The organism is Nonomuraea sp. NPDC004354 (assembly GCF_053602555.1).
In genome coordinates, this window is sequence record NZ_JBSGDV010000004.1 from 154,715 (window position 1) to 166,692 (window position 11,978).

General features: G+C 70.4%; 13 protein-coding genes, 1 tRNA gene and 2 pseudogenes. 7 read left to right on the top strand and 9 right to left on the bottom strand.

Annotation, left to right across the window (positions count from 1 at the left end):
* The first annotated feature begins 11 nt into the window (after nucleotides 1-11).
* The 3 genes from ACWENQ_RS15450 (at nucleotide 12) to ACWENQ_RS15460 (ending at nucleotide 2,346) form a co-directional block, all read left to right on the top strand.
* Nucleotides 12-761, top strand: a complete 750-nt coding sequence (locus tag ACWENQ_RS15450; protein ID WP_452414655.1) for a MerR family transcriptional regulator — start codon at nucleotides 12-14, stop codon at nucleotides 759-761.
* Nucleotides 758-1,579, top strand: coding sequence for a hypothetical protein (locus ACWENQ_RS15455; RefSeq protein ID WP_452414656.1), 822 nt, complete (start codon nucleotides 758-760; stop codon nucleotides 1,577-1,579). The genes ACWENQ_RS15450 and ACWENQ_RS15455 overlap by 4 nt, the downstream gene beginning before the upstream one ends.
* Nucleotides 1,580-1,851: 272 nt before the next feature.
* On the top strand, nucleotides 1,852-2,346 hold the full coding sequence (locus tag ACWENQ_RS15460; RefSeq protein WP_354915169.1) for a hypothetical protein: 495 nt from the start codon (nucleotides 1,852-1,854) through the stop codon (nucleotides 2,344-2,346).
* 134 nt (nucleotides 2,347-2,480) lie between these two features.
* Here the strand turns inward: ACWENQ_RS15460 and ACWENQ_RS15465 are convergent, their stop codons facing one another.
* The 3 genes from ACWENQ_RS15465 to ACWENQ_RS15475 all read right to left on the bottom strand — a co-directional run bounded on the left by ACWENQ_RS15465 (nucleotide 2,481) and on the right by ACWENQ_RS15475 (nucleotide 5,950).
* On the bottom strand, nucleotides 2,481-3,956 hold the full coding sequence (locus ACWENQ_RS15465) for a cobyric acid synthase (RefSeq protein WP_452414657.1): 1,476 nt from the start codon (nucleotides 3,954-3,956) through the stop codon (nucleotides 2,481-2,483).
* A 136-nt stretch (nucleotides 3,957-4,092) separates the two neighbouring features.
* Nucleotides 4,093-5,184: a cobalamin biosynthesis protein gene (locus ACWENQ_RS15470; protein WP_452414659.1), complete on the bottom strand. Its 1,092-nt coding sequence runs from the start codon at nucleotides 5,182-5,184 to the stop codon at nucleotides 4,093-4,095.
* Nucleotides 5,168-5,950, bottom strand: coding sequence for a phosphotransferase enzyme family protein (locus tag ACWENQ_RS15475; protein WP_449919391.1), 783 nt, complete (start codon nucleotides 5,948-5,950; stop codon nucleotides 5,168-5,170). The genes ACWENQ_RS15470 and ACWENQ_RS15475 overlap by 17 nt, the downstream gene beginning before the upstream one ends.
* A 165-nt stretch (nucleotides 5,951-6,115) precedes the next feature.
* On the opposite strand from ACWENQ_RS15475, the gene ACWENQ_RS15480 reads away from it, so the two are divergent.
* Both ACWENQ_RS15480 and ACWENQ_RS15485 read left to right on the top strand, forming a co-directional pair.
* Nucleotides 6,116-6,550, top strand: a complete 435-nt coding sequence (locus tag ACWENQ_RS15480; RefSeq protein WP_452414661.1) for a lamin tail domain-containing protein — start codon at nucleotides 6,116-6,118, stop codon at nucleotides 6,548-6,550.
* Nucleotides 6,551-6,621: 71 nt separating this feature from the next.
* Nucleotides 6,622-6,695: transfer RNA gene (locus ACWENQ_RS15485), tRNA-Arg, on the top strand.
* Between the two features lie 233 nt (nucleotides 6,696-6,928).
* On the opposite strand, the pseudogene ACWENQ_RS15490 reads toward ACWENQ_RS15485, so the two are convergent.
* The 4 genes and pseudogenes from ACWENQ_RS15490 to ACWENQ_RS15505 all read right to left on the bottom strand — a co-directional run.
* A pseudogene (locus ACWENQ_RS15490) lies at nucleotides 6,929-7,171 on the bottom strand (tyrosine-type recombinase/integrase); the annotation flags it as partial.
* Between the two features lie 35 nt (nucleotides 7,172-7,206).
* Nucleotides 7,207-7,452 (bottom strand): annotated as a pseudogene (locus tag ACWENQ_RS15495) (Tn3 family transposase); the annotation flags it as partial.
* A gap of 141 nt (nucleotides 7,453-7,593) precedes the next feature.
* Complete coding sequence (locus ACWENQ_RS15500; protein WP_452414662.1) at nucleotides 7,594-8,241, bottom strand: nitroreductase family protein; 648 nt, start codon at nucleotides 8,239-8,241, stop codon at nucleotides 7,594-7,596.
* A 12-nt stretch (nucleotides 8,242-8,253) separates the two neighbouring features.
* A complete protein-coding gene (locus ACWENQ_RS15505) occupies nucleotides 8,254-9,615 on the bottom strand; it encodes an MFS transporter (protein WP_452414664.1) in 1,362 nt (453 codons plus the stop codon).
* A gap of 135 nt (nucleotides 9,616-9,750) precedes the next feature.
* On the opposite strand from ACWENQ_RS15505, the gene ACWENQ_RS15510 reads away from it, so the two are divergent.
* A complete protein-coding gene (locus ACWENQ_RS15510) occupies nucleotides 9,751-10,230 on the top strand; it encodes a MarR family winged helix-turn-helix transcriptional regulator (protein ID WP_452414665.1) in 480 nt (159 codons plus the stop codon).
* 203 nt (nucleotides 10,231-10,433) lie between these two features.
* Here the strand turns inward: ACWENQ_RS15510 and ACWENQ_RS15515 are convergent, their stop codons facing one another.
* Nucleotides 10,434-10,676: a hypothetical protein gene (locus tag ACWENQ_RS15515; protein WP_449919380.1), complete on the bottom strand. Its 243-nt coding sequence runs from the start codon at nucleotides 10,674-10,676 to the stop codon at nucleotides 10,434-10,436.
* 231 nt (nucleotides 10,677-10,907) lie between these two features.
* Nucleotides 10,908-11,258 carry a MerR family transcriptional regulator gene (locus tag ACWENQ_RS15520; protein ID WP_452414667.1) on the bottom strand — a complete coding sequence of 117 codons (351 nt, stop codon included), beginning with the start codon at nucleotides 11,256-11,258 and terminating at the stop codon, nucleotides 10,908-10,910.
* Nucleotides 11,259-11,319: 61 nt separating this feature from the next.
* Between ACWENQ_RS15520 and ACWENQ_RS15525 the strand changes: the two genes are divergently transcribed.
* Nucleotides 11,320-11,925 carry an RBBP9/YdeN family alpha/beta hydrolase gene (locus ACWENQ_RS15525; RefSeq protein WP_449919375.1) on the top strand — a complete coding sequence of 202 codons (606 nt, stop codon included), beginning with the start codon at nucleotides 11,320-11,322 and terminating at the stop codon, nucleotides 11,923-11,925.
* The last annotated feature ends 53 nt before the right edge of the window (nucleotides 11,926-11,978 follow it).

The window sequence follows — 11,978 nt, forward strand, 5'->3', positions numbered from 1 at the left end:
GTAATGACCGCATGCGGATCGGAGAGCTCGCCTCCCTCGTGGGGGTGTCGACCAGGACCGTGCGCCACTACCACCATCTGGGGCTGCTGCCCGAACCCGAACGCCTGACCAACGGCTACCGGGAGTACCGGCTGAGGGACGCCGTGCTCCTCTCGCGCATCAGGCAGCTGGCCGCGCTCGGCATGTCGCTGGACGAGCTGCGCGACGTGCTGGCCGACGACCAGGGCAAGGACCTGCGCGAGGTCCTCCAGGAGCTCGACGCCGACCTCGCGCGGCAGCAGGCGGCGATCACGGCCAGACGCGAACGGCTGGCCGTCCTGCTCGCCGACACCGAGCTGCACCCCGACTCCGTCGCTCCGCCCGACATGACGGCGGTGCTGCGCGACCTCATCCCCGAGGAGTCGGCCTTCGCCAGGCTCGACCGCGAGCTGCTCACCCTGATGAGCAACGTGGCCGACCCCGCGGTCAGCGCCGAGTTCGTCGACCTGATCCGGCCGCTCACCGAACCCGCCGCGCTGCGACGCAGCCACGAGCTCTACCGGCGCCTCGACGAGCTGGCCGACGTCCCCCTCGACGACGGACGCCTGGCGGCGCTGGCCCGCGACCTGGCCGACCACCTGCCCGAGGGCCTGGTGCGGCCGATGCTCGAGCACGCGGAGCCCGACGGTACGACATGGCTGGACATGGTGCGGGACGGGATGACGCCCGCGCAGGTCGAGGTGTTCAGGCTGCTCATCGAGACGGTGAAGGGACGGGTGTGATGCTCCGGCTGGCCCGCGCGGCGCTCTACACCGCCATCCCCGCCGAGTTACTGCTCGCGGTCCTGCTCGTCTCGGGTGTCCCGCTGCCCACGCCGGTGATGGTGGCCACGGAAGCGGTCGTGGCAGGCGTCCTCGCGCTGGAGGCCGTGACCGCCTACCGGCTCTACCGGACGGCGCGCGGCGCGGGGGCCGACCGGCGGGCGGCGCTGCGGGACACCGTCGACGCGCTGGTGCCCGTCAAGGTACGCAAACTGCTGGAGTTCGAGCTGAGCGGCATGGCCAGCCTGTTCCTGTGGGTCGCCAGGCGGCGCCACGGCGTGCCCCCGGGAGCCAGGGCCGTGCCGTACTCGAAGGAGCAGTCGACGACTCTGATGATCATGCTTTTCGTGATGGTCGTCGAGACGGTCGGCATCGACCTGCTGCTGGCCGCCCTGGACGTGCCAACGGCGGTACGCGTGACCGTGCTGGTGCTCGACCTGTACGGCATCCTGTTCGCGCTGGCCTTCGCCGCGGCCTGCGTCACCAGGCCGCACGTCGTGACCGACGAGGAGCTGCGCGTCCGCTTCGGCGCCTACTTCGACCTGCGGATCCCGCGCGAGCTGATCACCTCGGTACGGGTGTCGCGCAACTACAACGAGACCGGCATGATCCACGTCGCGGGCGGGCGGCTCAGCGTCGCCGTCGGTTCCCAGACCAACGTCGTCGTCGAACTGGCCGCGCCGATCACCGTCACGAGGCCGCTCGGCGCCCGCGAGACCGTCACGAGCGTCCGCTTCTTCGCCGACACGCCCCACGCCCTCCGGCTGCAGGAGGCCTGAGGGCCCGGCGACGCCGGCCGGTGCCCGCGCCGTCGGGCGCGGTCGCCGAGGTGCTCGGCCGGCCGGCGGCGGGCCTGCCGCGTGACCCGCGCCAAGCGCCCGGCCTGCCCGCATGACCTGCGCCGCACGCCCGGCCTGCCCGCATGACCTGCGCCGCACACCCGGCCTGCCCGCGTGACCTGCGCCGCGCGCCCGGCGGGACTGCCCGTGACGTGCGCCGCGACGGCGCGCCTGGCGGGGGCGACCGGGCGGGCGTGAAGGAGACTGCTGTCATGAACGCGCACGAGATGGCTGCGGCGCCGGGGCGGGCGGAGCTCGCCGGCGCCGTGTACGGCTCGCTCCTGGCGGCCTCCGTGGTCGTCGGCTCCGCCACCGACCACCAGCCGGCCCCGGCGGAGGACCTGATCGTCCTGCTGATCTGCACGGGCATCGTGTTCTGGCTCGCGCACGTCTACGCCGAGGTCGTGGCCCACGTCAAGACCCTCACCTGGGCCAACCTGCGCAGGGTCGCCAGGGAGGAATGGCCGCTCGCGCAGGCCTCCTTCCCGCCGGCCACGGCCGCCGCCTTCGCCTCCACGTTCGGCATGTCCGACACGGTCGCGGCGTGGATGGCGCTGGGAGTGGCGGTGGCGAGCCAGGTCATCTGGGCCGTCGCGGCGGCGGTCACCATCCACTCCAGCAAGGCGGTGATCCTCTGGTCGGGAGTGGCCAACCTCCTGCTCGGACTGATCCTCGTCCTGCTCAAGACGCTCATCGCCGGCCACTGACCCGGACGGCCGGCCACCAGGGAGCGGGAACGGACCCCGGGTCGGACACCAGGCAGGAACGGGACCCCGGCCAGGCGCCAGAGGGCAGGAACGAGACCCCGGCCAGGCGCCAGAGGGCAGGAACGAGACGCCGGTCAGGCGCCAGGGGGCAGGAACGGGACCTCCGGCGCCCCCTTGTCGATCAGCCGGACCAGGGCGTCCGTGTCGAGGTGTCGCTCGACCAGGTCGCCCAGCGCGTCGAGCCGCTCCTCCCGCAGCCGCGCGAACGACACGTCCGGCGCCGGGACGAAGTCACGGCCCGCCCGCTCCGCCACCTCCGCCAGGAACGCCCGCCTGAAGCCGTCGTTCTCCAGCGCGCCGTGCCAGGTCGTCCCCCACACCGCCCCCACCGTGCACCCGTCGAGGAACGGCTCGCCGCCCTCCACCGTGGCGACGCCGTGGTGGATCTCGTAGGCCGACACCGCATGGCCGTACGCCTGCCCCGTGGGCCTGGCCAGGCGCTTGTCCTCGCCGAACGTCACCCGGACAGGCAGCAACCCGAGCCCTCTCACCCGTCCCGCTCTCGACTCCACCTCGTCCACGATCTCCCGCGCGAGCATCTGGTAACCGCCGCAGATGCCCAGGATCGGCAGGCTCCTGGCCACCAGCGCGTCGGCCAGCCCCGTCGAACGCAGCCACGCCAGGTCGGAGACCGTCGCCTTCGATCCGGGCAGGACGACCAGGTCGGCGTCGTCGAGCTCGGCGGGCGTGGTGACGAACCTGACCAGCACGCCGGGCTCGCTCGCCAGCGCGTCGAGGTCGGTGAAGTTGGAGATGCGCGGCAGCCTCACCACGGCCACGCGCAGCGTCTGCCTGCCGTGTGGCCGCCCGCTCGCCGCCGGACGGCTGTCGAGCGCGAGGGAGTCCTCGACGTCCAGCCACAACCCGTCGAGCCAGGGCAGCACGCCGTACACCTGGCGGCCGGTCAGCCCGCGCAACGTGTCGAGCCCCGGCTGGAGCAGCTCGACCGCGCCCCTGAACTTGTTGACCACGAAGCCGGACACGAGCGCCTGGTCCTCGGGCGACAGCAGCGCCACGGTGCCGTAGAAGGCGGCGAACACGCCGCCCCTGTCGATGTCGCCCACCACGACGACGGGCAGGTTCGCGGCCCTGGCCAGGCCCATGTTGGCGATGTCGCCGCGCCTGAGGTTGATCTCGGCGGGGCTGCCTGCGCCCTCGCAGACCACCACGTCGTAGGCCGCGCGCAGCCGCTCGAAGGACTCCAGCGCCCGCTGCCGGAGGAAGTCCTTGAGCGCGCCGTACTCCATCGCGTCGACGTCGGTCAGCGGCCTGCCCATGAGCACGACCTGGCTGCGGCGGTCGCTGCCGGGCTTCAGCAGGATCGGGTTCATGTCCGCGACGGGCTCCAGGCCGGCCGCCTGGGCCTGCATCGCCTGCGCCCGGCCGATCTCCGCGCCGTCGGCGGTGACGAAGGAGTTCAGCGACATGTTCTGCGCCTTGAACGGCGCGACCCGCACGCCCTGCCTGGCCAGCCAGCGGCAGATGCCCGCCGTCACCACGCTCTTGCCCGCATCCGACGTGGTCCCCGCGACCAGCAGCGCACCCTTCACCAGGCCACCGTAGCGGCCCCGCGCGAACGCCCGTGTCGCCCCCCTTGGCACATGATGTGACATCCGTCACTGCGGGCTCCCTGGTCACCGGCGTGTACGCGCCCATCCCGCCCAGGGTGGTCGGGCGCGATCACGCTCATGGCGCGGGGGTTCTCCGAGCGCGACGCGGCCAGAGCGCTGGAACAAGCACGGCGACGGCCGCCGCGGTGAGGCCCACGGTCCTGGTCAGCCGCACCGCCCTGCGGATGTCCCGCACCTCCGGCTTCGGTCCGTCTCCCATCTCCGGGCGGTGCTCGACGCGGGAGCCGTACACGTTGGTGCCGCCCAGCGTCACCTCCAGCGCCCCGGCGAACGCGGCCTCGCACCTGCCCGCGTTCGGGCTGGGGTGCCGGTGGCCGTCCCTCAGCAGCACCCGCAGGGCCCGCCGCCGGTCAGGAGCGGCGAGTACGGCCAGCAGCCCGGTGATCCTGGCCGGGACGTAGTTGGCCACGTCGTCGAGCCTGGCGGCGGCCCAGCCGAACCGCTCGTACCGCGGCGAGCGGTGACCGACCATGGCGTCGAGCGTGTTGACCGTGCGGTAGGCGAGCAGGCCCGGCACACCCGCGACGGCGCCCCAGAACAGCGGCGCGACGACGGCGTCGGAGGTGTTCTCGGCCAGCGACTCGACGGTGGCCCTGGCCAGTTCCGGGGCCTCCAGGCCGCGCGGGTCCCGGCCGCACAGGTGCGGCAGGCGGGCCCTGGCGGCGGCGAGGTCGTCGGCTTCGAGCGCTTCGGCCATGTGGACACCCTCGCGGGCGAGCGTGGTGCCGCCGAGAACCGCCCAGGTGGCGGCCGCCGTCAGCCCCGTCTCCACCAGCCACCGGCCCGCGCCCCCCGCCGGGCCGTCCACCGCGGCCCACCGCGCGGACGGGTGCGTCCCGCCCACGTCCGTCCCCCGGCTTCCGGACGGGCGCCTCCCGCCCGCGCGCGTCCCCCGGCCTCCGGACGGTCGCGACCGGCTGAGCGCGGCGCCCGCCCATCGCGTCAGCAGGCCCAGCCCCGTCGTGCTCCCCACACAGATCGCGACATGCGCCACCCCGTTGGGTCTGGCGTCGCCGTACAGCCGCTTCTCCAGCGCCGCGGCGGCCCGGCCGAACAGGGCGACAGGATGACCACGCCGCGGGTCACCCACGGCGGCGTCCACGAGAACCCCGAGCGCGATCCCCGCGGACCTAGACGAGATGTGCATGCACCTCATCTTCGTGGGTGTCGAGCCATGCCGCCGCCCGCCGGATGCGCTCGCCGGCGCCGTCCGCCCACATCCGCGCCCAGCCGCCGCCCTCGGCCGCACGTGTCCGCATCACCTCGTACGAGCGTCCGAACCGCAGCCGCGCCAGCGGGATCAGGCGCCGGCGCTCGCGGGGCGGCAGGCCGTACGCGTCGCAGAAGCGCCGCAGCCGTGCCCCCACGTCGGCCTGGCGCAGCAACGGATGCCGGTCGACCGGGTCGGCGATCGGCGCCCAGTGGCGCACCGTCGTGACCACGTCGAACAGCCTCGTCGTCGGCCGCGCGAGATCGAAGTCGATGAACGCTACGGGCCGGTCACCCCTGAAGATCACGTTGGCGGGGGTCAGGTCGCAGTGCCCGATCACCTCGGGAGCGGCGTCGTCGTTCGACCCGCCCTCCCAGCGGTGCCCGGCCAGCGGGAAGCCCGCCGTCGCGTCATGGAAGTCGCGCAGCAGCCGCGCCAGCCGCTCCAGTGCCCGGTCGCCGGCGTTCTCGGCGGTCAGGCCCGCCGTACCGGGAACGAAGGTGATGATCTCGCGGCCGGCGGCGTCGACCCCCTTCAACCGGGGCGCGCCCGCGAACCCGACCGCCTCCAGGTGGCGCAGCAGAGCGTGCACGGCGGGGCTGGACCGGCAGGTGGGCCTGCGGACCGTCTCGCCGATTCGCACCACTCCGTCCGTCACGTCCCCGCCCTGCAGCGGAATCTCATGCAGGACCGTCGCGACCATGCCACGACACCTTAGCCCTTTATGTACGCCCCCCGCCTGGGGTTTTCGGACATTAACCGTGTCGTGACCCTCGACTCATCCTTCACCACGTGAGTCAACGACCACACGCCGTGAACCTCCCCCACGGCTCAGCCGTCCCCTCAGCAACTCGGGAAAGGAGCCCGCATGTCACTCCCCCTGACCGTCCTCCTCGCCGCGGCCACCACCCTCGGCCCCGCATCGGCGGCCCCCACGGTGCAGATCACCAAGGTCTACTACGACTCCCCCGGCGTCGACCGACGCAGCAACGCCTCGATCAACGGCGAGTACGTCACGATCCGCAACACCACCCGCAAGCCCATCGAACTGGCAGACTGGACCATCCACGACAAGACCGGCTACAGGTACACGTTCGCACCCGACGCCGCCCTGAACCCGGGCCAGCAACTCATCCTCCGCACCGGACAGGGCCGCGACACCGCGTCCACGTCGTACTGGGGGCGGCGCGCCTACGTCTGGAACAACGACAAGGACATCGCCTACCTGCGCGACCCGTCCGGCAGACTGATCGACTCGTGCTCGTACAACAGCGCACGGAGCGACTACCGGGACTGCAGGTAGGAGGCGGGATGCGCACGGCGTGGAGAATCGAGTACGTGCACACTCCCAGGATCATGCACAATTAGGCGGGAGCGCCCTTAGCTCAGCTGGATAGAGCACCGGACTTCTAATCCGACGGTCGCAGGTTCGAATCCTGCAGGGCGCGCTTTGATCATGGTGCTGACCTGCGGAAACATGTACCATGACAGTCGTACGGAACATAGTTCTGGGCTATCCGTGCTCCTACCGTGCTCCCCCGTACCAATCCTGTACACACCATGATCACCATGCCGTTCATCACCGCACTCACCACCCCTGCCACATGACGAACGGCCCCGTTCCGCCGCGATTCCAGCGGAACGAAGCCGTCATCTCCCCCGGCCCAGCCTCTCCCTCTCGCTACACGCGAAGCTGCCGCAGAACGCCTCGGCCTTCGTTGTCACCGAGCAACAGCGCCGCGGTCTTCTCCGCCGCCGCCATCGCCACCTGCGGGAAAACCGACGTGTACGTGTCAGCGGTGAATGCGCTCGAGGTGTGTCCCAGCGTCTCCTGCACCACCTTGATCTCCACACCAGCAGCCAGCATCAACGACGCCGCACCATGCCGGAGATCATGCAGCCGGATCGGCGGCAGTGTGCCTGCCGAAATCTCTATCCATCCAGGTCAAGCGGCATGTGCAGCAGGTGCAGGGTCTTGTCGATGCGGCCGTACTCGGCGAACGCTTGCCCGAGCGGGGTCGGGCGCCCGCCTCGGGCGAACATGCGCAGCAGGTCGTAGGCGCGCACCTGGTTGGTCACCAGCGATCCTGCGACCCGGGTCATGTCCGCCCACTGGGTGTGGATCTTCTGCCGGTTGATCTTGTTGCGGGCGATCGCTTCCAGCGGCCCGTATTTCGGTGTCGTGCCGTCGGGCAGGTCGGCGCGCGGGTCCAGCCTGACGATTTGACGAGGGTGCATTCGAGCGTGGGCATGGTGGGGCTCCAGCCGGCGGTTGGAGGTTGTGATGCGTCCGGGGGCGGCTGCCATCGTGCGCAGGCGGTTCTGGCCAGCCTGTTGCCGCCGTGCTCACCACCGTTCCCAGTGCAGGACCTCCTTGCGCGGGATGCGGGGAGCGGGCTTGAAGTCGGTACCGAGGGTGAAGGCCAGCGGGATGAACGCCGCCAGCATGACCTCCTCGTACGGCACGCCGAGCACCTTGGCCAGTTCGCGTTCGAGCGGTCCCTGTGCAGTGGTCCACACAGTGCCCAGGCCGCGCGCCCGGGCTGCCAGCATGAAACTCCACACGGCCGGAAGGATCGATCCCCACGCCCCCGCCTGCACGGCCACCGGGGCGTGGTCGGTGCGTCCCTCCACGCCCGGGATGACGAACGCGGGCACCCGGTGGATGTTGTCGGCCAGGTGGCGCAGGCCGTCGAAGACCCGCTCGGTGGAGCCGGAATGGTAGTTCATCCGCCGCACGTCGCGTTCGGTCAGCGGCTGCCCGGTGGCCAGCGGCAGGGCGCGCAGGAAGATGTCGGCCACGGCCCGCCGCTGCTCGGCCTCGGTCACGACCATGAAGTGCCAGCGCTGCCGGTTTCGCCCGGTCGGTGCCTGCACAGCCAGGTCCACGCACTCCTCGATCAGCTCGCGCGGCACCGGGCGGGTGAGGTCCAGGCGCTTACGCACGGCGCGGGTCGTGCTCAGCAGCTCGTCGGGGGTGAAATCCAGCGTCACGATGTGTCTCCTTCAGGCGACGGGGGCGGGTATGGGTGCGGGGCGGCGGAGGCGCAGGCCGAAGGCGACGACGAAGGCGCCGAGCAGGGAGAAGCCGCCCGCCATCAGGAAGGCGATCCGGTATCCGGCCAGCGTGGAGCCGCCCAGCGCCATCACCGCCGCCAGCACCGCCACGCCGATTCCGGCGCCGATCTGGACGGCGGAGGTGACCAGTCCCGAGGCCAACCCCTGCCGCTCGTCGGGCAGACCAGAGACGGCGGCGATGTTGAGACTCGGGAAGGACAGCCCGTTGCCGATGCCGTGCACGACCAGCGCGGGCAGCAGCACCGTGACGTAGTCGCCCGCGGCCCCGGCCCGCAGGAACAGCAGGATGCCCGCGCCCTGGACCAGCATCCCGGCGGCGGCCACCCGCCCCAGGCCGTACCGGCTGATCAGCCCGCCGGCCAGGTTGGCGGCGATGACGATGGCCAGGCCCATCGGGACGATCCCGAGCCCGGTGGCCAGCGCGGTGTAGCCGAGCACCTGCTGCAGATACAGGACGGCGACGAACTGCCAGCCGATCGTCGCGCACGCCCAGGCCAGCGCCGCGAGATTGGCGGCGCCCACGGTGCCGGACCTGAACATCTCCAGCGGGACGAGCGGCGCGGACCGTCGGCGCTCGATGAGGACGAAGGCGCCCAGCAGCAGCACGGCTACGACACCGGCCGTCCAGTTCCGCTCCGTCAGCGCGAACACCGCCATCAGCACGCCGCCGGTGACCGCGATCGCGCCGGCGGCGTCGAACCGCTCGCGCGCCCCGGGCGGCCGAACACCGTGTGGCAGCACCAGTGGCGCTGCGGCCAGCACGAGCAGGGCAATCGGGACCGGTAGGAAGAACACGAGCCGCCAGCTGATCTCAGTGAGCAGGCCGGAGGCGATCAGCCCTGCGGTATATCCGGTCGCCCCGGCCAGTGAGTAGACCCCCAGCGCCCGGTTGCGCTGCGGTCCCTCGGCGAAGGTGATGGTGATGAGCGACAACGCCGCCGGAGCGGTGAGCGCGGCCGCCACTCCCTTGATCACCCGGGTGGCCACCAGCGGCCATCCGGCCGACAGTAGCCCACCGGCCAGGCTCGCCGCCGCGAACACCGCCAGCGACAGCAGGAACACCCGGCGGCGGCCGAACAGGTCGGCGATGCGGCCGCCGAGCAGCAGGAAGCCGCCGTAGGCGACCGCGTAGCCGGACATCAGCCACTGCAGGGTGCTCTCCGACAGTGACAGATCACGCCCGATGGCGGGCAGGGCCACGCCCATCAACGACAGGTCCATCGAGTCCAGGAACACCGCGGCGCACAGCAACACCAGGGCCGCCTGTTGGCGGCGGTTGGTTCGGGTCACGATCACTCTCCATCTGCAAGCAAACAATTGGCGGACAGACGATTGGGACCGTATGCCGCTAAATCATCTGCTGTCAAACAATCTGCATGGAGATGGAATCGCGGTAGACTGACGGCTGAACGCAAGAGGAGAGTGATGGCGACAACGACCAGAACGACGGACCGCGAGACCGCGTACTTTCCGCAACTCGCCGCCGAGCGGCTCGACATTACGCTGTACCGGGCCTCGGCCGCCGTGGCCCGCGCCACCGACGTTCACACCGCCAGGGAAGGGCTCGGAGTCGGGCAACATCTCGTGCTCCAGATGCTCGACGCCGTCGGCCCCTGCTCCCAGCAGACGCTCAGCGAGGAACTCCGGATCGACCGCAGCGTCATGGTCGGCATCTGCGACGACCTGGAGCAGGCGGGCCACGTCCGCAGAGAACGCAACCCCCGCGACCGGCGCTCCTACGCCGTCACCATCACCGACTCAGGCCGCCGCCGACTCGCCCAGGCCCAAGCCTTGATCCCGGCCTGCCTCGAGGACACCTTCCACGCCCTCACCCCCGACGAGCGCGGCCAGCTGAGCGCGATCCTCGCCAAACTCCTGCGGGCCAGCGCCAGCGGCCCTCGGTGACCCCATGCCAGTGCCCCCCTTCGCAGGATGCGAGGCCTGCGTCGACGTCGAGCCGATCGGCGAGTTCGGCCACGGTCCCAATGCCTCCAGCTTGCGAGAGTTCCATCAGGGTGAGCACGCGAGTTGGACCAATGCGGAGTTCGCTGAGCTCAGGACCGCCTCGGCCGCCCTCGCGATCGCCGGTGCCCGTACCGGCCCTCTGTTCACGTCTGGCTCCGCCCGTCGCTGCGGGTGACTTCACGAAGGTGACCATGGAGGCGTGACCAGTCGACCAGGCCGGGCCCGGCCCGCAAATACAGGTCAGCCATCACCTTGGCGGGTACGTCTGCGACCCGGCCAGTGATCGCGCGGTAGCCCTTCATCCCTACCACGGTCGCCACCGCCAGGGCGCGCACCGCCGCCGGATGATCCGGTCCCTGATCGGAGCGTCCATCGGTCACGTCCATGAAGAGTTTGATCAGGTCACCGCATGCCTGCCGAGAGGGACACCGGCAACCGGCTGGTCCGTTACCGGCTCGGCGGACAATATGCACACTGGGCCACGACGAAGCTCCACGCGCAAGAGATCTGTGAGAAGACGCTTGCTAGCCGGGGCTCCGTCTCATTTCGGCGGTAACACGCCACGCGTGCACGGATCGCGATCCAACTGTTGCTGACCATGACGTTGCTGACGCGCCTCATCCAGCGGATGTGAGCCCGCTCAATCGTCGCCGTGTCTCGCGGAGTTCGCCTTGTCTGGCGTCGAGGCGTCCGGCCAGGGCGTCCAGCTCAGCCCGCAGGTCTGGGCACATCTCAAGGGAAGTGCCGCGATCGCCGGTGCGAGCGCAATCGAGGTACCGCTGGATGATCGAGGTTCCCAAACCAGCGGAGATCATCGTCCTGATCTGGGCGACGCGGGTGACATCGGACTCGGAGTAGTCCCGGTACCCGCTGCTATTGCGTGTCGGAACCAATAGTCCTCGGTCCTCGTAATGGCGTAGCGCTCGCGCGCTCGCGCCCGTCAGCTCGGCGAGTTCGCTGATCAGCACCGTCGATTCCTCCTCATCGGCTTGACCTTCACACTGACGTGAACCCATACCGTCCTGCGGTATGACAACTGGAATAACCCAGCGGCGTGCCTCGATCATCCACGGTTACGGCGCATCCCCCGAAGATCACTGGTTCGGCTGGCTTGCTGAGCAACTCAACGCGAACGGCATTCCGACCACGATCCCGGCTCTTCCGAACCCACAAGACCCAGACCCCGCGCAGTGGACGGAAGCCGCAGGCGCCGACGTGGGAACCCCTGACGAGAACTCGATAATCGTCGCGCACAGCCTGGGCTGTCTGACCGTGCTGCGCCATCTGCGCTCACTTTCGGACGCCTGGCACCTCGGCACGCTCGTGCTGGTCTCCGGATTCGTCGACCGACTACCTGCACTCCCGGACCTGAACTCCTACATCGGAGACGGCTGTGACGTGGAGGGGCTCAGCAACCACATTGGCCGACTCGCGGTCATTCGGTCAGACGCCGACCCATACGTTCCGCCTGGTCACACCAACCGCCTTGCCGGACTACTTGGAGTCTCCGCGGTGGTGGTCCCCGGAGCCGGTCACTTCCTCGCTTCTGATGGCATCACTTCGATACCCGAAGTCCTTGAAGCCATCGCGCCGTCATGGATGGAGTGGACTGCACGACCATCCACTGTCCGTTGAAGGACGCCAGACGTCAATCTCGTCTGGGTGATCTTCCTTACGGTGATCGTGCC